17 protein-coding genes are annotated in these 21,533 nt (G+C 70.2%); 10 read left to right on the forward strand and 7 right to left on the reverse strand.

The annotated features are described in order from the left end of the window. Positions 1 to 3 precede the first annotated feature (3 nt). Positions 4 to 1,311: a glycoside hydrolase family 26 protein gene (locus AC07AG_RS13140; protein ID WP_478754672.1), complete on the reverse strand. Its 1,308-nt coding sequence runs from the start codon at positions 1,309 to 1,311 to the stop codon at positions 4 to 6. Between the two features lie 130 nt (positions 1,312 to 1,441). Here AC07AG_RS13140 and AC07AG_RS13145 point away from each other — a divergent pair, with 130 nt between their 5' ends. Together AC07AG_RS13145 and AC07AG_RS13150 are read left to right on the forward strand one after the other, a co-directional pair. Next, entirely contained in the window at positions 1,442 to 2,773 is a 1,332-nt protein-coding gene (locus tag AC07AG_RS13145) for a carboxylate--amine ligase (protein ID WP_478754673.1), read from the forward strand. Continuing rightward, positions 2,773 to 4,041, forward strand: coding sequence for an NAD(P)-binding domain-containing protein (locus tag AC07AG_RS13150; RefSeq protein WP_478754674.1), 1,269 nt, complete (start codon positions 2,773 to 2,775; stop codon positions 4,039 to 4,041). The genes AC07AG_RS13145 and AC07AG_RS13150 overlap by 1 nt, the downstream gene beginning before the upstream one ends. A gap of 247 nt (positions 4,042 to 4,288) precedes the next feature. On the opposite strand, the gene AC07AG_RS13155 is transcribed toward AC07AG_RS13150, so the two are convergent. The 3 genes from AC07AG_RS13155 to AC07AG_RS13165 form a co-directional block, all read right to left on the reverse strand. Beyond that, entirely contained in the window at positions 4,289 to 5,080 is a 792-nt protein-coding gene (locus AC07AG_RS13155) for a chaplin (RefSeq protein ID WP_478754675.1), read from the reverse strand. A 119-nt stretch (positions 5,081 to 5,199) separates the two neighbouring features. Then, positions 5,200 to 5,457, reverse strand: a complete 258-nt coding sequence (locus AC07AG_RS13160; RefSeq protein ID WP_478754676.1) for a chaplin — start codon at positions 5,455 to 5,457, stop codon at positions 5,200 to 5,202. 208 nt (positions 5,458 to 5,665) lie between these two features. Beyond that, complete coding sequence (locus tag AC07AG_RS13165) at positions 5,666 to 6,076, reverse strand: rodlin (RefSeq protein WP_478754677.1); 411 nt, start codon at positions 6,074 to 6,076, stop codon at positions 5,666 to 5,668. Between the two features lie 218 nt (positions 6,077 to 6,294). Here AC07AG_RS13165 and AC07AG_RS13170 point away from each other — a divergent pair, with 218 nt between their 5' ends. The 7 genes from AC07AG_RS13170 (at position 6,295) to AC07AG_RS13200 (ending at position 12,545) form a co-directional block, all read left to right on the forward strand. Continuing rightward, entirely contained in the window at positions 6,295 to 6,705 is a 411-nt protein-coding gene (locus AC07AG_RS13170; protein ID WP_478754678.1) for a rodlin, read from the forward strand. A 688-nt stretch (positions 6,706 to 7,393) separates the two neighbouring features. Further along, complete coding sequence (locus AC07AG_RS13175; RefSeq protein ID WP_478754679.1) at positions 7,394 to 8,284, forward strand: LCP family protein; 891 nt, start codon at positions 7,394 to 7,396, stop codon at positions 8,282 to 8,284. Positions 8,285 to 8,395: 111 nt separating this feature from the next. After that, entirely contained in the window at positions 8,396 to 8,803 is a 408-nt protein-coding gene (locus AC07AG_RS13180; RefSeq protein ID WP_478755532.1) for a rodlin, read from the forward strand. 104 nt (positions 8,804 to 8,907) lie between these two features. Next, positions 8,908 to 9,216 carry a trypco2 family protein gene (locus AC07AG_RS13185; RefSeq protein WP_478754680.1) on the forward strand — a complete coding sequence of 103 codons (309 nt, stop codon included), beginning with the start codon at positions 8,908 to 8,910 and terminating at the stop codon, positions 9,214 to 9,216. 11 nt (positions 9,217 to 9,227) lie between these two features. After that, the gene (locus tag AC07AG_RS13190) at positions 9,228 to 10,295 is read left to right on the forward strand and encodes an effector-associated domain 2-containing protein (RefSeq protein WP_478754681.1); all 1,068 of its coding nucleotides are present in this window, start codon (positions 9,228 to 9,230) and stop codon (positions 10,293 to 10,295) included. A 124-nt stretch (positions 10,296 to 10,419) separates the two neighbouring features. Further along, positions 10,420 to 10,587, forward strand: coding sequence for a hypothetical protein (locus AC07AG_RS13195; RefSeq protein WP_249587986.1), 168 nt, complete (start codon positions 10,420 to 10,422; stop codon positions 10,585 to 10,587). Positions 10,588 to 10,619: 32 nt separating this feature from the next. After that, positions 10,620 to 12,545, forward strand: a complete 1,926-nt coding sequence (locus tag AC07AG_RS13200; RefSeq protein WP_478754682.1) for an HEXXH motif domain-containing protein — start codon at positions 10,620 to 10,622, stop codon at positions 12,543 to 12,545. A 132-nt stretch (positions 12,546 to 12,677) separates the two neighbouring features. Here the strand turns inward: AC07AG_RS13200 and fxsT are convergent, their stop codons facing one another. From fxsT to AC07AG_RS13215, 3 genes are all read right to left on the reverse strand, one after another. Then, positions 12,678 to 16,586, reverse strand: a complete 3,909-nt coding sequence (gene fxsT, locus AC07AG_RS13205) for an FxSxx-COOH system tetratricopeptide repeat protein (protein WP_478754683.1) — start codon at positions 16,584 to 16,586, stop codon at positions 12,678 to 12,680. A 293-nt stretch (positions 16,587 to 16,879) separates the two neighbouring features. Further along, the gene (locus AC07AG_RS13210; RefSeq protein ID WP_478754684.1) at positions 16,880 to 18,367 is read right to left on the reverse strand and encodes a VMAP-C domain-containing protein; all 1,488 of its coding nucleotides are present in this window, start codon (positions 18,365 to 18,367) and stop codon (positions 16,880 to 16,882) included. A gap of 155 nt (positions 18,368 to 18,522) precedes the next feature. Next, on the reverse strand, positions 18,523 to 19,647 hold the full coding sequence (locus AC07AG_RS13215) for a threonine synthase (RefSeq protein WP_478754686.1): 1,125 nt from the start codon (positions 19,645 to 19,647) through the stop codon (positions 18,523 to 18,525). Positions 19,648 to 19,880: 233 nt separating this feature from the next. Here AC07AG_RS13215 and AC07AG_RS13220 point away from each other — a divergent pair, with 233 nt between their 5' ends. After that, the gene (locus AC07AG_RS13220; RefSeq protein ID WP_478754688.1) at positions 19,881 to 21,455 is read left to right on the forward strand and encodes a S8 family peptidase; all 1,575 of its coding nucleotides are present in this window, start codon (positions 19,881 to 19,883) and stop codon (positions 21,453 to 21,455) included. Positions 21,456 to 21,533 lie beyond the last annotated feature (78 nt).

The following is a 21,533-nucleotide window of genomic DNA, read 5'->3' on the forward strand; positions in this document are numbered from 1 at the left end:
TTGCTAGGGCCGCTTGTACCAGTCCAGGCGCATGCACAGCTTGCCGCCGAGCCAGTGCTCGACCCAGTCGCCGAGGTTCAGCGGGGCGCAGTTCGGCGGAGTCGTGGGCGTGGTCGGCTGCGTCGGCTCCGGGACGGTCGGCTCGGTGTCCTTACGGCCGAAGAGCAGGGACCGATAGGCCTTGGACGACTTGGGATTGTCGTCGCACTGCCACACGCCGTGCGGGCAGTAGTCGGTGACGGTGTTGTACAGCGGTTTGTGCTCGTCCATCCAGGCGAGCATTTTCCGCATGTATGCCTCGTTGTCGCCGTTGCGGAAGAGACCCCACTCCGGATAGGAGATCTCCTTGCCGTGCTCCTTCGCGAATTCCACGTGCTTCTTCAGGCCGTACGGCTCGCTGACCTGCTCGGCGAAATCGGTTCCCGTCGGCTGGTCGTACGAGTCCATGCCGACGATGTCCACGACGTCGTCGCCCGGATAGCACTGCGTCCACGGAATCGCGTCCCGGCCCCTGTTCGGCGTGAAGTCGAACTTGAACTTCTGGCCCGGCACCGAACGCATCGTCGTGACGATGCGCTTCCAGTACTTCTTCCAGGCCTCCGGGTCGGGACCGCATCGATGGGTGTACGTGATGCCGTTCATTTCCCAGCCGAGCACCACGACGGTGTCCGGAACCTTGAGCTTCACGAGCCGTTCGGCGAGGGCGCGGTAATGCTCGTCGAAATCGCCCGCCGCGCCCCGGCGCAGCAGCGAGCGGACCTCCGAGTCGCCGACCCGGTCCTCGTTGCGCTCCATCATGGGGACGTTGAGCACGAAGAGCCGGTCGTCCTGCGCGCGCCGCCACTCGGCCCAGCTCTCGAGGAAGTTCGGGGCCCCCTCGATGTTGCTCCACCGGTCGCCCGGCAGGTAGGTGTGCCCCACGCGCAGCTCGGCGCCGCCCAGCCATTTGCTGAGCTCGGCCATGCGTTCCACGCCCTGGGGCCCGTAGGTGAGGTAGGCGCCGAAGGCGGGCTTCTTGGCGGCCGGGGTGTCCGGGGTGTCCGGGTCGGCCGGGGCTGCCGGGTCGGCCGACGTGTCCGGTGTCGCCGACGTGCCCGGACCGACCGGGGTCGCTGGGGTGGCCGCGGAGGGGGACGGGACGGGCGCCGCCGTCGGCAGCCCGGCGAGGCCGGGCAGCTCGACCGGTGGGTCGGGGTCCTGCCCGGCTCCCCACGCGTAGCCGGGCCCGACGGCGAGCGCCGCCGACATGACGATTCCGCCGGCAATGAATGCCAGCCGTCTACTGGTGGTCTGGCGTCTCTGCAAAGCCATGGCCGCTCCTCATGCTGCTCCTCCATCTACTGACACTCAGTCATATGTATTTCTATTGCGCCAATCGAGCCCCTAATCCTTTGGGCGTGCCCATCGCCCGCATGGGGGATCGAATTGAGAGGATTTGGCCGTGCTAACTCTCGACACCAGAGTCCCCGCGGTTCTGCTGCGGATCGACCGGAATCCTTTTCATCACGGCACACTCGGAGCTGTTCGGTCCCTTGGCCGTGCGGGAGTGGAGGTACATGTAGCGGCATCGGATTCCGCCGAGAGCCCGGTGCGCAGATCCCGTTATCTGCACCAGACGCACCCTCCGCCGCCGCCGGGGGCATCCCTCCAGGAAATCTCCTCCGTCCTGCGCCGCATTTCCCACCGGGTGGCCCGGCCGTCCGTACTGATTCCGATGGACGACGCCGGGGCGCTGGCGATCGGGCGCCTGCAGAAGGTACTGGCCGAGTCCTATCTCCTGCCGGACCAGGCGAGCGGCCTGGCGGAACGGGTGGCCGACAAGGCGACCCTGGCCCAGGTGTGCGCCTCGGCCGGCATTCCCCACCCGGTGACGCTCCTGCCGGAGTCCGCCGCCCAAGCAGCCGCCGCCGTACGCCGGTTGGGACTCCCGGTGGTGGCGAAGTGGAGCCGCCCGTGGCTGATCCCCGCAGGGACCGATCTGCGCAGCACGGTCCTGGTCCGCTCGGCCGCGGAGGCACAGGAGCTCTACCGGCGCAGCGATGAGGCGGGCAGCCGCCTCCTGCTGCAGGCCTTCCTGCCCGACGGCCCCGGCCGCGACTGGTTCGTCCACGGATACGTCGACCGCACGGGCGCCGTGCGCGGCGGCGGCTCCGGCCGCAAGCACCGCTCCTGGCCGCGCGGGGCGGGCCTGACGGCGGTGGGCGAGTGGACGCCCGACGCGGGCCTGCGGGCCGGGGTGGAGAGGCTGGTCGGCACGCTGGGCTACCGGGGCATCTTCGACCTCGACTTCCGGGTGGACGCCGCGACGGGCGAGCACTGCCTGCTCGACTTCAACCCGCGGCCCGGCGCCCAGTTCCGGCTCTTCGCCGACGGGGCCGACCTGGACGTGGTGCGCGCCCAGCACCTGGACATGACACACCGCCCGCTGCCGGCCGCCGCCGTGCTCGCGGGCCGCGCGTTCGTCGTGGAGAACTACTCCCCGCTGGCCGCACTGCGCGTCCTGATGACGGCGGGGCCCGTCTCCACGGCGTCGCACCGCCGCGAGCTGGCCTGGCACGCCCAGGACGACATGGCGCCCGCGCGCGCCATGTGGGTGCTGTGGTGCAGGCACGTGACGCGGCGGCTCCTCGGGCGGCTGCGGCGGACGGTACGTCCCACCGGACCACCGGGGGAGGAGGCGCGGGTGCGGCTGGTGCGCCAGGCAGGAGCGCCCGACGGCTCAGGCCGTGCCGAAGACGCCCGTATCGACGACGAGAGAGCGAGCAGTTGCTGATGTATGACCTGTTGGTTGTCGGAGCCGGCCCCTACGGGCTCTCCATCGCGTCACACGCCGCCGATGCCGGACTCGACGTACGCATCTTCGGCAGACCCATGGCGTCCTGGCGCGACCACATGCCGCGCGGCATGTTCCTGAAGTCGGAGCCCTGGGCGTCGAACCTCTCCGACCCGAGGCGCCGGTACGGCCTCGCCGAGTACTGCACGCGTAACGGTATGCGGGCCAGGCACGGCGAGCCGATCTCCGTGGAGACGTTCGCCTCGTACGGCCTGTGGTTCGCGCAGCACGCCGTGCCGGACGTCGACGAACGCATGGTGGCGTCGGTCAGCGCCTGCCCCGGAGGCTTCGAGGCCGTCACGGAGGACGGTCAGAGTGTCCGCGGCCGCACGGTGGCCCTGGCCGTCGGGGTGATCCCCTTCGTCGAGATCCCCACGGCGCTGCACGGCCTTGGCACGGAGCACGTCTCGCACAGCAGCCAGCACCGGGACCTGGACCGCTTCCGCGGCAAGGACGTCACCGTGATCGGCGGGGGCCAGGCGGCCCTGGAGACCGCGGCGCTCCTCGCCGAGCAGGGAACGCGCGTGCGGGTGCTCGCCCGGTCGCGGCAGCTGCGCTGGAACAGCGTGCCCCCGGCGTGGAAGCGCCCGTGGCGGGAGTCCGCCCGCGCTCCGCACAGCGGCCTCGGCTGCGGCTGGCGCAACTGGTTCTACGCCGAGGTGCCGGGCGGCTTCCGGCGGCTCCCCGAGGCCACGCGCGCCCGCATCTCGGCGTCGGCGCTCGGCCCCGCGGGGGCCTGGTGGGTGCGCGAGCGGGTCGAGTCACGCGTGGAGGTGCTGCTCGGCCACGAGGTCGCCTCGGCGTCGGTCGCGGGGGGCCGGGTGCGCCTTGAGACCGTGGGCAACGCGAGCGGCGGCCTGGACTTCGAGACCGACCACGTCATCGCGGCCACCGGCTTCCGGGCCACGAGCGCGCGCCTCGGCCTGCTTGCCCCGGACGTGCGCCGCGGCCTGGCGGTGAACGCCGCACAGGAGCCGTACGCCTCGGTCGAGTTCGAGTCCTCGTACCCCGGTCTGTTCCTCGCGGGCCTGGTGACGGCGTCCAGCTTCGGCCCGGCCATGCGCTTCGTGCACGGGGCGTCGTTCACGGCGGGGAGGCTGGTGCGGGGAGTCCGGCGGAGCCTGCGGCAGTCGCCGGTGGGGCCCGCCGTCCCGGCGCCGGTCGGTGAGCTCGGCCGCCGTACGCCCATGGGCGCCGTCAAGCGCTGACGAAGAAACCCCGCCTGTCGGGGACCCGATCAGGTGATGCCGTCGGCGAACGGGTGAATCGGTTCTTCGGCGGCGGCGATCAAGTGGTGGACTCTGTCGTCATGGGACGGGCCTGGTTGCCCTCCGCCAGCCGTCGGCGTCTGCGCCGTGGGTGGGCGACACACCCTTCGCGGGCCGGCCCCCCTCCCGTTCTGGCGGGGAAGAGACCCTCGGGTGTCTCTTCCCCGCCAGCGGCATGTCCGGGCTGCTAGCGGCCGGACGACGCGCGCCCGCGGCGGTACAGGATCCCCCCGCCCACCAGCAGAGCGGCGCTTGCCGCCGCCGCGGCCAGGAGGTCCTGGTCGCTTCCGGTCTCGGCGAGCTGAGCGTGCGCGTGCGGCGCCGCGGGGACGGGCACCTGCCGGGCGACCGAGGACGCGACGTGCTGCGGCGGCGCGGCGTGGTGCACCGGCCTGGGGGCGGCGCGCTCGACGGGCGGCTCCGCGGGCGGCTCGACGGCCGTGGGAGGCGTCTCGTGCTGCGGGGGCGTCGGCGCGGGCACTCCGTTGGAGCAGCTGTTGCCGGTGACCGGGTTGAGCACGCCGACCACGTCGGCGGTGTTGCCGCAGGCGTTCACCGGCACGTCCAGGGGGGCCTGCAGGCTGTTGCCCGACAGAATGCCGGGCGACTGCCTGGCGTCGCTCTCGGCCAGCGACTGGGTGCCGGCGTGCGTGCCCGGGTAGGAGTCCGAGTCCTGGCCGTAGCCGTCGTCCGTCCTGGTGGCCGCCCGGTCCTGCGTGGCCGCCCGGTCCGGGGCGCTCGTGTGCTGCTCCTTCGGGGCGGACCCGGAGTTCGCGCAGCTGTTGCCGGTGGCCGGGTTGGCCGCGCCCACCACGTCGACGGTGTTGCCGCAGGCGTTCACCGGCACGTCGAGAGGGGCCTGCACGCTGTTGCCCGACAAGATCCCGGGCGAATCCGCCGCGACCGCGTCCCCACCCGCGGCGAACGCGTTCGATCCGGACAGGGAGAGGATGCTGGTCGCGGCCGCGGTCGCGAGCATCCCTTTACCAATGACCTGTCGCAAGGTAGTTGTCTTCCTCTGAGCAAGTGGAAAGCCGGCCTTGGAGTCGGAGCGACAGTCCAAGGCCGGCCATGAATCAGCCTGGTGGCTGGGTGCTATCAGGTGTTGGCGCAGGTGTTGCCGAACGCCGGGTTCAGCAGGGCGATCACGTTCACGCTGTTGCCGCACACGTTGACCGGAACGTGGACCGGGACCTGGACGACGTTGCCGGAGAGAACGCCCGGCGAACCGATGGCCGCACCCTCGGCGCCGGCGTCGGCGAACGCGGGAGCCGCCATGCTCATGGCCATCACGACACCAGCGATGATCGTTGCGCTCTTCTTGTGCTTCACAGATGTTCCCTTCTCTGTGGTCATGCCGATCTGGCAGTCGAAACCGAGCGAGCACTTCTGTTTACGTCTCGCACCATGACCCGCAGTCTGCAAACGAGTTGAGTGAGCGGAAGAAACCGCTGGTTTCGCCCGTTCGGAAAATTCACCCGAATTACCGCATTCAAAAATGAAGGAGCTCGGGCTGCCACGCCCTGAAGAAGGCAGGCGGCCCGAGCGTCCTCACATCGGCAGATCAGCCGTTGAACTCGCCGTTCCCGGACAGGACCGGGATGTCGTTCAGGATGTGCGACAGCGGCTCGTCGCCCTTGGCCTGCGTCGAGTTCTCGGTGCACTGCTGGTTCTGCGGCGCCGAGAGGACCGGGATGTCCTGGACGGCGATCGGCACGAGACCGACGAGCGAGCCGACATTGCCCTTGACCGGCAGACCGACACAGGGCTTGTTCAGCGAACCCTGGACCAGCGAGAGCTGGGGGCTCATGTTGCCGTGGGTCGCGGAGTTGCCGAACGCCTGCTCGGCGCCGTTGCCGCTCAGGGAGGTGGTGCCGTGGTCGTCACCGATGGCCAGCGCCGTCGGGGCCGCAGCGGCAGACATGCCGACGACCGAAACGGCAACCGCCGCCGTGGCCATAGCCTTCTTCATCATGGTGTGTGTTCCTTTTCTGGGGCAGACGCTCGAGTCACTGCGAGCTGACCAACATGCCGACCGGAGTTTGGGTTTCGGGGCTTCACTCGGTTGGGCCCTCTTCGGTCCCTCTCCGAGCCGTCGTTGGGCCATCAGAGTGAAGCCGAGCAACTATGCGGAGGGCGTGGAGTTAATCAGAGCGCTCCGGCGAACGGGGTTTCTCCAGAAGGGAATTAGTTGTGATCAAGAAGGGTATGGCTGCAGCTGCGGTTGCCGTCTCCGTCGTCGGCATGTCGGCCGCCGCTGCTCCGTCGGCGATGGCCATCGGCGACGACCACGGCACCACGTCTCTCAGCGGCAACGGCGCCAAGCAGGCGTACGGCAACTCCGCCACGTACGGCAACATGAGCCCCCAGATGGCGCTCATCCAGGGCTCGCTCAACAAGCCCTGCATCGGCCTGCCGGCCAAGGCGAACGTCGGCTCGCTCGTCGGCGTCGTGCCGATCTCCGTCCAGGACATCCCGATCCTGTCGGCGCCGCAGAACCAGCAGTGCACCGAGAACTCGACGCAGGCCAAGGGCGACGAGCCGCTGTCGCACATCCTCTCCGACATCCCGGTCCTGTCGGGCAACGGGGCGGGCAACGGCTGATCTCCCCCACGCAGTGCACAGCGGGCCGCCGTTCACCGGCGGCCCGCTGTCGCGTTCAACCCGCCGCGTACGACCGTCGCGTTCGATCCGTTCGCGTTCAACTCCGCCCGGCCGTCAGTCCCGTGGCCATGGATCGCGCGACATGAGTTCTCTCCACTCCCGGTCGGGCCGTCCAGGAACGGTCTTGCCCTGTCTTTCCCAGGAATCCTGCAACGACGTGTAGATGGGGTCATCGACGCGGCGTTCCGGAGAATCCCTGCTCACCGGGATGAGACCTTGCCGCTTCCATTGCTGCTTGAAGTCAGCCATGTTCCCTCGCCATCGAAGGGCGTGTGTGGATCCATGTGTTCCAGCGGTGGAATCAGGCGAAACCGAACGGCTTAGGGCGAACGAGTTGTTGTTCGTGCGCGCCGCGAACTCCCACACACCGCAGTGGCGTCGAGCGGTTTACCTTTTCTTCGTCCCGGTTCCCCCGGCAGCGGAGATCAACTTGCTCACTCACCTTTACTCACCGACCGGATCCCGGCGGGCGCGAAGGCTGCGTCTGGCCATTCCGGGGGTCCTTCTGGTCGCCGCCGCCGCTGGAATGGGACATGCCACGGCTCTGCCGCTCCCTGTTCAACGCGTCGACGTCTTCGGCGACATGAAGAATCGACCGGACGAGGGGAACGGTACGAATATCCTCCTGATGGGGACGGACGGCCGCGACACCATCACCCGCAAGGAGAAGCGGAAGTACTACGCGGGCGGAGTCGCCTGCAACTGCACGGACACGCTCATGCTGGTCCACCTCTCCGAGGCACGGGACCGCGTCAGCGTCGTCAGCCTTCCCAGGGATTCGTACGCCGACATCCCGGCGCACCGCGACGAGGCCACCGGGCAGGAGCGCCCGGCACACCCGGGAAAGATCAACGGTGCGTACGCGGAAGGCGGCCCCGCGCTGTCCGTGCGGACGGTCGAGGCGATGACCGGCGTCCGTGTCGACCGGTATCTGCAGCTCGACTTCCGGCGCTTCATGGACAGCGTGGAGACGGTCGGCGGCGTGCGCGTCTGCACGCCCCGCGCCCTCAAGGACAAGACGACGAAGCTCGACCTCGCCCCCGGCAGCCATCTGCTGGGCGGCGGCCGGTCCCTGCAGTACGTCCGTTCCCGCCACGTGGACAGGAGCGCCGACTTCGGGCGGATCCAGCGCCAGCAGCGCTTCCTGGTCGGCGCGCTGCGCAGCGTGAGCAAGGGGAACGTCCTGGCCGACCCGGTCAGGGCGGCACGGCTCGGCCGGCTGCTGGCCGGCTCGGCGCAGGTCGACCGGGGGTTCAGCACCGAGCAGATCCTGACGCTCGCGTCGGATCTGGGCAAACTCCCCCCATCGTCCATGGAGTTCACCACGGTGCCGATCGGTGGCTTCAGTACGAGGCTGAACGGTTCGCTGGAGTGGGACAGGGCCAAGGCCGACAAGGTCTTCAAGGCCCTCGGCCAGGACCGCCCCCTGACCGCCCGGAACTCGACGGCCAGGCTGAGCGATCCGCCCAGGTTCAGCAGCCCGGCGACCGTCCGGGGGGACACGCTGGAGTGCCGTTGACGGCCGTCTGATTACTGGGCCAACCGGGTCGCAAGTCGCAACCATCGCCCCATCAGGCAGTTGATCATCACGCGGCTCTGCCAAGGGAGCCCGCTCTTGAAGGGAATCAAAATGAAGAAGCTGTGGGCTTCCGCGGCCATTGCCGCGTCCGTCGCCGGAATCTCGGCGGGGATGGCCCCCCAGGCCCTGGCTATCGGCGACGACTCGGGCACCACGTCCCTGAGCGGCAACGGAGCCGACTCGGCGTTCGGCAACCAGGCGACCAAGGGTGACCTCAGCCCCCAGGCCACGCTTGTCCAGAGCACGCTGAACAAGCCCTGCCTCGGTGTGCCGGTCAAGGCGAACGTCGGCTCGCTCGTCGGTCTCGTGCCGATCGCCGTCCAGGACATCCCGGTCCTGTCCGCCCCGCAGAACCAGCAGTGCACGGACAACTCCACCCAGGCCAAGGGTGACGAGCCGCTGTCGCACATCGTGAACGACATTCCGGTTCTGGCCGGCAACGGCGCCAACAACCACTGAGTACCTGCCAGGGGGCCGGCCGCCGTCGTGCCGGCCGGCCCCTTCGGCTTTCCCCGTGTCGCCTCCACCGTGTGGGGGCGACACGCCGGGGGTAGAGGCCCGGGGTGATTGAACTCGCCGAGATGATCGCGCAGTTACGTGGAGAACTAGCCGCCGCCATGGCCGCGGCGGAGGACTCCGAGGACGACGCACTGCGCTTCGAGCTGGGTCCCGTACAGCTAGAGGCGGAGTTCACCGTGCAGCGGTCGGGCACCGCGGACGGCAGGATCCGTTTCTGGGTCGTCGAGGCGGGCGCCTCCGGCCAGCGGACGAACAGCACCACCCACCGCGTCACCCTCAGCCTGGAGCCCCGTGTCCGGGGCTCCGATCAGCGGCCCTGGGTCAGCGGTGACCAGGCCGCGGGCGAGCGCTGAGTCCGGCCACCATGTCCGTTTCGGGGGGACTTGAGGCGGCGCGGGTCGCCGAAGTGCTGGTGGAGAGGCCGGGCCCGGGGCCCGGACGGCGCGGGTCCGGCTACCGCGTGGGGGACAAGGCCGTGCTGACGGCCGCACATGTGGTCACCGGTCCTGTGGCGTCGGTGCGGGTGCGCTTCGACGCCGATCTGCCGGGGGAGTGGAGCGCCGACGTACGCGTCGTGCTGCTCGCCGAGGCCGCGGACATCGCGCTCCTGGAGATCCTGACGACGCCACCCGGCTTCGGGGGCATCGAGAGGCCCCGCTACGCGGCCGTGCCCGAGAGCGATGTGGTGCTGCCCGTCAGTGCGATGGGCTTCCCGCGCTTCAAGCTGCGGGACGACCGCATGCGCCTGCTCGACGACGGCGCTGCCGGCCAGTACCGGGACTCCTGCCATGCGTCGGGGACCGTCTCCGTCCTGTCCAACCGCCGCGAGGGCACACTCGAACTGGCCGTTCTCGCGCCGCGTGCGGACCCCGAACCCGAGCGCTCGCCCTGGGAGGGAATGTCCGGCGCGGTGGTCTGGTCCGGCGATGCCGTGATCGGTGTGATCAGTGCCCACCACCGCTCGGACGGTCTGGGGCGGCTCGCGGCCAGCAGGGTGGAGCACTGGTACGACGTGCTGTCCCCCGCCGAGTTGGCGCACCTCCACCAGGACGCGGGTCTTCCGCTGCGTGGAGGGCTTGGTTCCGCGGGGGATCCGGAGGGTTGGAAGGCCCCCGCGAGCCTGGCCGCTCTCCCCTCTGACCTGCCCTTGCGTGAACTCCTGGGTCTGGTCGACGCGTTGGTGAAGATTCCCTCGCTTGGGGACGCCAACGGGCTGGGTCTCGTGCTCGCCAGCATCGACTCGGAGATCGCCGCGAACCGGCCAAGAGACCCCCGGCTCAAGATGGACATCTACGGCATCGTGCGCACCTGTCTGCGCTACCGAGGCACTCTGGATCAGCTCCTGGAGACTGTCCGGCTCCTGGAGGGGCAGTCGACGGAAGTGGCCGGAGTCGACCGTGAGGCGGCCCAACTGGCCAAGCGATACTGCTGACTTGATGTCGGGCACGGCTCGGACGCGGGGTTTCGCAGCGTGCCGCGCTGGGCCATCATGAGGGGGAAAGGGATGGCGCATGCACGGAATCACGGGAGGGGACTTGGCAGCCGTGGAGCAATCGATGCCTGCCGTCGAGTCCGATCTCGTAGATCTCTCGGGGGTTTCTCTTGAAGCGCTGCTCTCCATGGACGGCAGTGCCATCGCGGGGTCGCTCGAATCCCTGCTGCATCACATCGATGATGCCCAGGCCATCACGAACACGTACGGAGGCCCGTCGCGCTTCGACTGACGGGATCGCCGCGCAGTCGTGGCGGACGACCCATGGCGCGTAGGTCCGCGGGATCGGTGGAGCTGCCGGTCCACCGGCTGTCCGCTGCTGGGTTCCGGGCGCTCGCGCGGGGCGAGGGCGGCCGGGCGGTGGTGGTGGAACTGCTCGCTGCCGAGCGCAGCCGCCGCATGCTGTTGCTGAGGGCGCTGTACGACGGTCTTTCCGAGGGCGGTCCTTCCGGGAACGGCGTTTCCGGGGATGGTCCGTCGCCTGCGGCGGGCGCGGCCGTGTCGTATCGCGAGGCCTGGGCCCTGCTCGGGCGTGCCCAGCGGACGGCTCCGGAGGTGTTCGAGGACATTTTGATGTCCCCGCACACAGGGATGTGGCTCTCTCTGGCGCTGCGTCAGCTCAGGGGCGCCTCCTTCGAGGACGCGCCCCTGTGGGCGGTGGCGGGGCATCTGTCGGCGCTGGCCGCGTCGGCGGGGGTCAGGGCCGGTCTGGACTTCTCGGTCGCCGTGCCGGTGCGCCGCGGCATCGCGTTCCTGCCGACGGTGGGATGTGCGGAGCTCACGGTGAAGGAGCCGTGGAGCACGGCACAAGTCGTCGCCTGCGAGGGGCAGTTACGGATCATCGGGGATCAGAGCGAGGTCGTGGTCGGGTCGGGGCGCGCGGGCGGCGCACCGGGATGGCGTGCCGTGCGCCGACTGTCGTTGGGGGTGGACGGGCCTCAAAAGTGCTTGTCCCTTGAGGAGTTCGACCCCTACCGCACGTTCCCGCAGCCGAGCGAGCCGCTGCTCCTGTCCGAGACGGACGCGCGGGTGTGGCAGGGCATGCTCACCGACGCGTGGGAGCTGCTGCTGCGTGACGAGCCGGAGAGCGCCGAGGCGATGCGCGTCGGGCTGATGTCGGTGACGCCGACTCCGGCGAGAGAGCGGTTCCGGCCGCACAGCGTGACCGCGGGGGACGCCTTCGGCGGTGTCATGGCGTCCCGCCCCGACGATGCGACGCAGCTCGCCGCCACGCTGGTGCACGAATTCCAGCACATCAAGCTGGGCAGCCTGATGCGGCTGCGACCGCTGAACCTGTCCGGCCCGGGTCTTGGTCCCCGTTCCGGTCCCGGTCCCGGTCCTGGCGTCGCGGAGGAGCTGTTCTACGCACCGTGGCGCGACGACCCGCGCCCCCTGGGCGGACTGCTCCAGGGCATCTACGCCTTCGCCGGTGTGACGCGCTTCTGGCGTTCCCACCGGCATTCCGCCGACGCCGCGCAGGTCGGGCTCGCGCACTTCGAGTTCGCGCTGTGGCGTACGCAGGTGTCCTCCACGGTGGACCTGGTGCGTACGCACGAACGGCTGACGCCCTTGGGGCGGCAGGTCCTGGACGCCCTGCGCGAGCGCTGCGCCGAGTGGAGCGACGAGCCTGTGCCCGCCGCGGAGCTGCGGCTGGCCCAGGAGGTGGCGGCCGACCACCGGGCGCGCTGGCGTGCGCACCATCTGCGGCCGCCCGCCGCCGCGGTGGAGGAGGCGGTGCGGGCCTGGCGGCGGCGGGACGACCGTCCCCCGCCCGGTCTTGCCGGTGAGCCCGTCCTCGTACCGGATGCCGAGGCCCGTTTCCTGGACACCGCGGCCGTCCTGGCCCGGCATCGCCTCAGCGGCGCAGGCGGGGACGGGCGGGAGGCCGAGGGGGCCGAGGACGCCGACGTGCTGCTGGCACGCGACGACCTGGCCGGGGCGCGGGACGCCTTCGCCGCACGGCTTTCGGGGACGGGGGCGCCGTCCGGCGCCTGGGCCGGTCTGGGGCGTGCCCTTGCCGGTGCCGAGGCCCACAAGGGCGCCTCCTGGCTGCTGCGGAACCACCCGGAGCGGGCGTGCGCCGTACAGGGCGCGCTGCGGAACGCCACGGGACAGGGAGCGGACCCGGTGCGTCTGGCGGCATGGCTGGCGCGCGACGGCGTGCGGGACGGTGTGGGGGGCGCCGAGTGACGGCGTGAGCGGAACTGGCGGGGCGGGCGGTGCGAGCGGGGCGGGCGGGGCGGGCGGTGCGAGCGGTGCGGGCGGTGCGGATGACATCCGCACCGCCCGCCCATGGTTACAAGGACACCGGGCCGATCACGGCTACAGCGGCACCGGGTCGATGTCGCAGTTGGCCCGCTGGCCCGCCTTGGCCTGCAGGGTCGCCGGGTGCGGGGCGGCGAGCTCCGTGAGGAGCCGGGGAGCGTCCAGGACGCGTTCCATCCGCGCCAGGGTGTCGGCGCGCAGCGCGGCGCCCTCGGTCCCCTCGCCCAGCTCGATCATGTCCATCGCGAGGTTCCCCGCGCACGCCAGCGTGGTGGGGTGGTCCTCGCCGTGGGTGCTCAGGCAGAGCTCCCGGGTCCGTTCGCCCAGTACGCGCGCCGCGTGGTGGTCACCGAGGGCGGCCAGGTCACTCGCCAGGTTGATGGCGGTGGCCAGGGCGATGGGGTGGGCCTCGCCCAGGCGTTCGGTGAGCGAGGAGAGCGCTGCCTCGTCGAGGCGGCGTGCCTCGTCGGGCTGGCCGAGCAGCCGCAGGGTGACGGCGAGGTCGACGTCCGCGGCCAGGACGTGCGGGTGCTGCGGCGAGAAGATGTTGCGGTATTCCTGGCAGGCCTTGACGCCCCGTTCGCGCGCCGCGTTCAGGTCGCCGTTCTGGCGCAGCGCCACCGAGAGGGTCAGGGCGGCGGACAGCGACGAGGGGTGGGTGTCGCCGTACCGTCGGGTGAACTTGGAGTACGCCTCGGTGGCGAGCTCCAGGGCCTGTGCGTGGTCGCCGGCCTTGCGGCTGGCCTCGCTGAGCTGGCGCATCGTGCCGATCGTCGCGGGGTTGCCGCGCCCGAAGACGTCACGGTAGGCGTCCAGAACGGCCTGCTGGCGGGCCCGTGCCCCCACATAGTCGCCTGTCTCGCGGACGTCGATGGCGACGTTGTTCTCCGTCATCAGGGTCCGCTGGTGGTCCTGGCCGAGGACGCGCAGCCGCAGCGCCAGCGTGTGCTCGTCGAGTTCGAGCGCCTGGCGGAAGTCACCGGCCTGGCGCAGGCTCGTGCCGAGGTTGTGGGCGGCGTCCAGGGTCGTGGGGTCCTCTTCGCCGAAGGCCCTGCGCGCCCGCTCGTACACCGTGGCGTCCAGCTGGGCGCCGATGGCGAATTCGCCCTCGACACGGCGCACGGCGGCTTCGAGGCCGATCGCGGCCAGGGCGTCCTCCCGGATGTCCTCGCGGTCCTCGGGGGCGGTACGCCGGTAGATGTCCTGCAGCTTGGCCACCAGGTCGACTGCCTCGCCGTGGCGGCCGAGGACCCAGTAGATGTAGCAGAGCCACTGCCCCATGAGCAGGGTCTGCTGGTCCTCCTCGCCGAAGACGGTCTGCCAGGTCTCCCAGGCCTGCTCGGAGAAGTCGAGCGACACCTCGTGGTCGCCCCAGTAGTAGAGGTACTTGGCGATGTTCATGACCAGCTGGCGCACCCAGGGCTGGTCGGACTTGATGGCTTCCGAGGCGATGACGTGGCCGTACAGCTCCGCGTAACGCGGCCAGTTCGCCGCCGTGGTGGGTGCCTTCGGGTCGGCCGCGGCAAGGAGCGTGTGGGCGCCGTGGCGCATGCGGGACTGCTCCTCGGGAGACATGCGGTTGTTCAGGACGAGCTGGACGAGGCGGTGCATCTCGATGGAGTTCGTACGGTGGTCGATGCGGGCCAGGGAGTAGCGGTTCACCTCCCTTATGGCGCGCGCGAGCCGCATCGGGTCGTTCAGCGTCGCGTCGAGCTCGGGGAAGATGCTGCTGTTGCCGAGGCCGGAGAAGATGGACCGCGAGATCGGGTCAGGGGCGAAGTACGAGCAGAGCTGCAGCAGGCGCAGAGCCGAGGGGCTGCGGGTCTCCAGGTGGTCCAGGGAGACGTTCCAGGCGGCCGCGACCGGCAGTTGGTAGTCCGGGGGCGGGGACGTCTCGAGGAGTTCGGTGCGCTTGTTCTCGAAGAGGCGCAGATACTCGGACGCGGGCATGCCCGTCTCCGCGCGCCACGCGGCGGCCTGCTCCAGGGCGAGAGGCAGATCTCCGAGGGCCTCGGCCAGCTGGTCGGCCTCGTCCTCCTGGAGAGGCGGCCCGGAGTGGCGGAGGAGTTCCTTGCTCTCCTCGCGCGTGAAGACGTCCACTTCGAGTGATCCGCCGACAAGACCCCACCGCCTGTTGCGGGAGGTGACCAGGATCGTGCCGTTGCCCCCGGTGGGGAAGTAGTGGCGTACCTGCTCGGGGTTGTCTGCGTTGTCGAAGATCAGCAGCCAGCGCGAGAACGGACGGCCCTCGCGCAGCGCCTCACGGACCGCGGGACCGGCGATGTTGGCTTCGGTGCTGGTCTCGATGCCCAGGCGCCCGGCCAGTTCCACCAGGGCCTGACCGATCTGGCCCGGCCGTTCGGAGGGGATCCACCAAACGATGTCGTACTCACCCTGATGGCGATACGCGTACTCGATGGCCAGCTGCGTCTTGCCCACGCCGCCCATGCCGTGGATCGCCTCGGGCAGGACCGTGGTCGTGCCTTCGCGCAGGCGCTCCCCGAGCGTTTCGAGCAGCTCTGTGCGGCCGGTGAAGTTGGGGTTGCGGGGCGGTAGGTTTCCCCAGACGCGCGGCTGTGATGTGCGGTCCCCCTCCACCGTTTGCTGGGGTGTAGTCGACATCACCGATGCTCCTTCAGGATCGGGCCGAGAGACAGGGGGGCTGCCGCTTTTCTCCAGGCTGACTGCGTATCGACGATCGTGCCAGCCAAGTACCCCTGCCAGCAGGGCGGCGCGCTGCATGAAACGTCCGGAGAGTGCCCTCAGCGCGGCGAGTTCCACGCGGAGGAAACCGATATTGCGACTGTTCACCCGGGGCATGGCCAGGGTGTCCAGTGGTTCGGCTGGGGAGGGAAGCAGCGAGGGGCTCTGAGCACTGTCCGCACCGTCCGCCAATAACGCGCGTACGTCGTGCAGGATCCGTGCCGTGTCGCTGCGGCGCCCCAGGGCGAGCAGTTCCTCGCGGATGTTGGGGGCGAACGAGAACGCCACATCCGTCACTTCTTCGCCCTGCGCCCCGCTGGGCCGGACGAGTCCGCTCATCAGGAGCTCCGACGCGTGCACCGGACCCGCTCCCGGTGTGGTCTCCAGGACCCTGCGAATGAGGGGGAGGCTGAGGGGTACGGCGGACAAGCGGGTGGCGAGGGTGAAGGCGGTGGGTGACGCTCCTGCCCGGAAGTCGGACACGCGCTCCGATGCGGGCACCGTGCTGCGGGGGTCGGGAACGTCGTCCGTCCAGGGCAGGGCGCGCGCCGCGTCGGGCCGGCGCTTCCACTCCCGCGCCCGGATGGCGGACATCTCGAGCCATCGCGGCTCGGGTCCCATGACCAGCTGGGTCCATACCTCGGCCCAGCTGTTGGTCAGGGCGAGGACCGGCACGAGGACCGCGTCGCCCTCGACCTCGGGCGCGTCCGGGTCGTGCGACTCCACCGGGGCCTCGCGCAGCTCCCAGTCGAGCTCGCTGTTGGCCGCCCAGGGGCGGGCGGCGCGCAGCCTCACCCGGCAGACGTCAAGTCCCGTGCGGAACCACAGCTGCTGGGGAAGCACGTGCACCACGGCGACCGGGCAGGTGCGCCCCCAGGCGCGCAGCAGGTTCATGACGGCGCCGGACCGCCATCCGGCCGCGAGACCGTCGGTCAGTACGAGGATCACGCGGCGTAAGTCCCCGGCGTCGCCCAGCGGTTCGGCCGGCCTGAGGCCTGCCGGGCCCGTCTCGTCGGTCCCGTGCAGGCGCACCACGCGTACGCGGGCGAAGTCCCCTTCGCGGTTCAGCTCGTCGACCAGGTCGGTGACCGCCTGGTCCCACACCTTCATCGTCAGGTGTCCGTCGATGACGAGGACGGCCTCGGCGCGCTCCTGTCTGCCCGACTGGCCGAGTCTGGCGCGCCCGAGCCTGCCGAGGACGGACGCGGCCTCATGGCGTGCCCGCGCTGCCGGCCCCTGTCGTTGACCTCCGTCGTCATGCATATGCGCCCTCAAGGCGTAGAGGTGACGCTGACAATTGTGCGGAGTCCCGCAGAGCGCGGGCGTGCGTGACATCCACATGCGCAGCGTGGCAGTGCGCCCGCTCTGCAAGCAAGGGGGTACGGCGGCATGTGCCGGGGCGCACGGAAATCGTGCTAGAAGTCGCGCCCGGGGCAGACAGAGATGTGGCTCCGGCAGGAGACGCCCGCACGGCGGCGGAGGCCGGCTCGATCATGGCGCGGCACCCCCTCTCGCCGGGTGCGGGAGGTTCACGGACAGGGGGCCGGCGGGCCCGTTCAAGGCGTCACCGGCGCACGGTCGGGGCCGGGCGGCCCGGGTCTGCGTTCCGGATCGTCGACCAGGATCGCCAGATGGCGTCCCACGTGGTTGTCCCAGCCCTCGGGTCCCAGCGCCAGAGCCTCCTTGCGCCAATTTCCGGCGCGCGTCACCAGGCTGGACAGGCCCCTGTCCTGGACCATCTCGGCGACCGCTTCCTTGAAGGCCGGGTCCCCGCAGTCACCCCGGTGCCAGATCATCGCGGGCACCCCTGCCCGCAGCCCGGCCATGAACTCCTGGTGGCCGGCGCCCGAGTCGCCGCCCGGCGGCTGGCTAAGGACCAGACACACCGCTTGGTCGTCCTCCTTCAGCTCGCGCTCCAGGTGGAAGTGCGACTGGCCGGGAGGGTTGAAGTACGAATGGCTGTCGGCGGGCTGCTCCTTGAGCTGGCGCCACTTCTTGTGCCAAGGACGGTGCCAGGCGGCCTTGCGCAGGCGCTCGAAACTGCGGACGAGGACTGCGTAGTCCATCACCAGAGGGGTCGGCGACGAGGAGGAAGACTCCTTGTGCCACCACTCCACCGGCTCCCCCAGTAATTCCCACGGGAGGATGAATTCAAGGACGACCGGTTGTCTCAGATCCGCCCACCGCTCCTCGGTCTGCTCGATGAGGACCTCGACCTCGGCGGGCAGGTCGTCCCGGTGCAGATGCAGGGTCTCGCCCGGTACGGGATGCCAGCCCTCGGCGTCCGACTGGCGCCAGTGGGAGAGGAGATAGCGGTCGGGATCCACTCCGTCGGGCTCGAACTGGATCATCAGATAGGCGGGCACCATCGGGGGCGGGGCCTGCTGCGCGATGCCGCTGCGCTGCCAGTCGGTCATCTTGTCCTCAAGGCCCCACGTCAGGGACTGCTGACGGTTCCAGCGCCGCAGGTCCTCCGCTGCCTCCACCTGTCCGTCCTCCACGAGCCGATCGGCGGCCAGTGCCAGGAACGCCATGCTCACCGGGAGTTCCTTGGCGGCGGAATTGCCGCCGGCCAGTCGCAGGAAGACTGCCCATCCCGTGTCGCACCACGCGGGCAGCTCCTGGGTGCGTGACCGGCTGGCCCGCCGTGCCAGTGTGGCGAGTTCGGCCGACGAACGCATGTCCCGCAGGATCGGCTGCAAGGGACGCAGGTCGGCGCCGTCGAAGAAGTCCACGGCCTCCCATTCGTCCACCAGGCGCAGCAGCGACAGAATGGCGGAAGACTGCTGCTCCAGATACTTCAGGCAGCGCACCAGACAGGGCAGCCCGTCAGGGATCTCCGCGCAGCGCTCGACGAGGTGCAGCAGCCAGGGCCGCAGGGGCGCGTTCCGCGGAGGATCCACGGGCGAGTCCAGCTCGTCGCTCAGCATGCGCACCCAGATGTCGGCGCTGTTCTCCTGTCGCACCGTGGTCGATTCCTGCAGTACGTCGACGATGTCGGCGACCAGTTCATTGCGAACCCTCGCAGGGCTGCGCTCTTCCACCCCCGTGACCTCCCGATCGCCACCGGCAGCCAGTACTCATGCGGCCAGTACTCATGTAATCGATGGTGGCGACAAGGGTACGGGCACAGTCGGGCTCAGGGCAGCTCTCCGGCCATGAGCGCGGTGGAGCTGTGACCTTGGTGGTATGCCGTCAACTAGCCTTGACCAACGCCCAGTTCATGCGCGAGGCCGGATTTCAGGCCTGCCCCGCACAGCGGCACCACGGCCGTGCGCTCGCCGAGTGCGCCGTCCCGGACGGCCGCCCAGCAGGCGACCCCGGTCGCCTCGACGTACAACCCGCGCCCCGCCAGATCCAGTTGGGCGTGCCGAATCTGATCCTCCGTCACCGTCAGGAAGGCGCCGCCGGATCCGCGTACCGCCCGGAGGATCTGCCGCGCGCGGGGCGGCCGGGGGATCGCGATGCCCTCCGCGAGGGTGGGCGCCATCGGGGTGGTACCCAGGGGTTCGTCGGCGCCCGCGTGCCACGCCTCGGCCAGCGGGGAGACCGCGGCGGCCTGCACGGCGTACAGCGCGGGTGCCTTCGCGATCAGGCCCGCCGCGTGCAGCTCCCGCACCGCGAGGGCCGCGCCGAGCAGCAGGGTGCCGTTGCCCACGGGCACGACGAGCGCGTCCGGAAGACGGCCGCCCAGGTCCTCCCAGAGCTCATGGACGTACGTCTTGGTGCCCTGGAGGAAGTAGGGATTGTGGACGTGCGAGGCATAGAAGACGCCGGGTCCGTCGGCCGCTTCCCGGGCCGTGCGTGCCGTCTGCTCGCGGTCCCCGGGGACGACTTCGAGGCGTGCCCCGTGCGCGCCGATCTGCTCCAGCTTCTTCGGGGACGTGCCCTCCGGGACGTACACCGTGCAGGGCAGCCCGGCCCGCGCGCAGTACGCGGCGACCGCCGTGCCCGCGTTGCCGCTGCTGTCGGCGATCACCCGCTCCGGGGCGAGCCGCGTCGCGAGGGCGGCGAGCATGACAGCGCCGCGGTCCTTGAAGGAGAGCGTCGGCATCAGGAAGTCGAGCTTGGCCGAGATCGCGCCATCCAGTGGTACGAGCGGTGTGCGGCCCTCGCCGAGCGAGAACGCGGGGGCGGGCAGCGGCAGGGACTCCGCGTACCGCCACAGTGAATTGACCCTTCCGTTGAGGGACTTCAGCGACGCGGGAGTGGGGGAGAAGTCCAGGTCGAGGGGGCCGCGGCAGACGGGGCAGCACCAGGCGAGGGTGCCCGCGGGGACACGCGTTCCGTCGGTGGGGCAGAAACAATCCGGCAATGCTGTCATGTGCGCAGGCTAGTTGCGGCAGTTGGGGCCGATGTGTCATGGCGGGTGCGTGGCGGTCGTGTTACGTCCGGTCCTGACCCTTGTGGGTTTCCTATGGATCCGCCAATCTTTCGTCCCGACGAAGGCAAGAGTGGGCATGTTGCTTGACATGTCCCTGTCTTCGTCTCCGTGTGTGTGGGCACCACCGGCACCATCCCCCACCAGCGCACCACCTATTGAGGAGGACCCCTCAGATGGCAGTGATGCGTCATACCCGCCGAAGACTGGCCGGGATCAGCGCGACAGCGGTCGCGGCCCTCGCCCTCGGCGTCGTCTCCGCCCTCCCCGCGACCGCTCAGCCGGGTCAGGCCGAAGGCACGATCGAGAACGCCGGAGCCCCCGGCGCGATACCGGGCAGCTACATAGTCAGCCTCGACGAGGACGCCGCGAAGGCGGGCTCCAAGGCGGGCAAGGCGCTGGCCGAGAAGTACGGCGCCGAGATCGACCGCACGTACAAGAAGGCCCTCAACGGCTACGCGGTCGAGCTCTCCGCGGCCGAGGCGAAGAAGTTCGCCGCGGACCCGGCGGTCGAATCCGTCGTGCAGAACCGGACGTTCACGGTCGACGCCACCCAGCCGAACCCGCCGTCCTGGGGCCTGGACCGCATCGACCAGAAGACGCTCCCGCTGAACAACTCCTACACCTACCCGGACTCCGCCGGTGAGGGCGTCACGGCGTACGTCATCGACACCGGGGTGCGCATCAGCCACAGCGACTTCGGTGGCCGCGCTTCGTACGGCTATGACGCCATCGACAACGACAACACCGCGCAGGACGGCCACGGCCACGGCACGCACGTCGCCGGTACCGTCGGCGGGGCCCTGCACGGCGTCGCCAAGAAGGCGAAGATCGTCGGCGTCCGCGTCCTGAACAACCAGGGCTCCGGCACCACCGCGCAGGTCGTCGCCGGCATCGACTGGGTCACCCAGAACGCGGTCAAGCCCGCCGTCGCGAACATGTCGCTCGGCGGCGGCGCGGACAGCGCCCTGGACACGGCTGTACGCAACGCCATCGCGTCCGGCATCACCTTCGCGGTCGCGGCGGGCAACGAATCGGTCAACGCCTCGACGCGCTCTCCCGCGCGCGTGACCGAGGCCATCACGGTCGGCGCCACCACGAACACCGACGCCAAGGCGAGCTACTCCAACTTCGGCGCGGTCCTTGACCTGTTCGCGCCCGGCTCGTCCATCACCTCGTCCTGGAACACGAGCGACAGCGCGACGAACACCATCTCCGGTACGTCGATGGCGTCCCCGCACACCGCGGGCGCCGCGGCGCTCTACCTCGCGGACAACCGGACGGCGACCCCGGCGCAGGTGTCCGCGGCTCTGGTCAGCGCGGCCTCCACGGGCGTCGTCACCAGCCCCGGTACGGGCTCGCCCAACCGCCTCCTGAACGTGGGCCCCGGCTCGACGAACCCTCCGGGCCCCAAGTTCGAGAACGCGACCGACTTCGCGATCAGTGACAACGCCACGGTCGAATCGCCGGTCACCGTGAGCGGCGTCCCGGGTTCGGCCCCGGCCGCCCTGAGCGTGCCGGTCGCCATCAAGCACACCTACGTGGGCGACCTCCAGGTGCAGCTGATCGCGCCCGACGGCACCGCGTACACGCTGAAGGGATATGGCACCGGCGGCAGTTCGGACGACATCAACACCACGTACTCGGTGAACGCGTCCTCCGAGACGGCCAACGGGACGTGGAAGCTGCGGGTGAGCGACAACGCGGCGCAGGATGTCGGGAAGATCGACTCGTGGGGGCTGCAGTTCTAGGCCACAGGCCCTGAGCTGAGCTGCCGCACGCAGTACGTACGCGCTCTCGTCCTCGGGGACGGGCTTCGGGTCGTCGGC

Source organism: Streptomyces sp. NPDC044044, from assembly GCF_056434405.1.

Excerpts from the sequence above, each read along its gene's own strand:
- AC07AG_RS13155 (WP_478754675.1), bottom strand. The coding sequence starts at position 5,080 with ATGCTCGCGACCGCGGCCGCGACCAGCATCCTCTCCCTGTCCGGATCG.
- AC07AG_RS13195 (WP_249587986.1), top strand. The coding sequence starts at position 10,420 with ATGCCTGCCGTCGAGTCCGATCTCGTAGATCTCTCGGGGGTTTCTCTT.
- AC07AG_RS13175 (WP_478754679.1), top strand. The coding sequence starts at position 7,394 with ATGGGGACGGACGGCCGCGACACCATCACCCGCAAGGAGAAGCGGAAG.
- AC07AG_RS13140 (WP_478754672.1), bottom strand. The coding sequence starts at position 1,311 with ATGGCTTTGCAGAGACGCCAGACCACCAGTAGACGGCTGGCATTCATT.
- AC07AG_RS13190 (WP_478754681.1), top strand. The coding sequence starts at position 9,228 with ATGTCCGTTTCGGGGGGACTTGAGGCGGCGCGGGTCGCCGAAGTGCTG.
- AC07AG_RS13150 (WP_478754674.1), top strand. The coding sequence starts at position 2,773 with ATGTATGACCTGTTGGTTGTCGGAGCCGGCCCCTACGGGCTCTCCATC.
- AC07AG_RS13220 (WP_478754688.1), top strand. The coding sequence starts at position 19,881 with ATGGCAGTGATGCGTCATACCCGCCGAAGACTGGCCGGGATCAGCGCG.
- fxsT (WP_478754683.1), bottom strand. The coding sequence starts at position 16,586 with ATGCATGACGACGGAGGTCAACGACAGGGGCCGGCAGCGCGGGCACGC.
- AC07AG_RS13215 (WP_478754686.1), bottom strand. The coding sequence starts at position 19,647 with ATGACAGCATTGCCGGATTGTTTCTGCCCCACCGACGGAACGCGTGTC.
- AC07AG_RS13200 (WP_478754682.1), top strand. The coding sequence starts at position 10,620 with ATGGCGCGTAGGTCCGCGGGATCGGTGGAGCTGCCGGTCCACCGGCTG.
- AC07AG_RS13180 (WP_478755532.1), top strand. The coding sequence starts at position 8,396 with ATGAAGAAGCTGTGGGCTTCCGCGGCCATTGCCGCGTCCGTCGCCGGA.
- AC07AG_RS13165 (WP_478754677.1), bottom strand. The coding sequence starts at position 6,076 with ATGATGAAGAAGGCTATGGCCACGGCGGCGGTTGCCGTTTCGGTCGTC.
- AC07AG_RS13160 (WP_478754676.1), bottom strand. The coding sequence starts at position 5,457 with ATGACCACAGAGAAGGGAACATCTGTGAAGCACAAGAAGAGCGCAACG.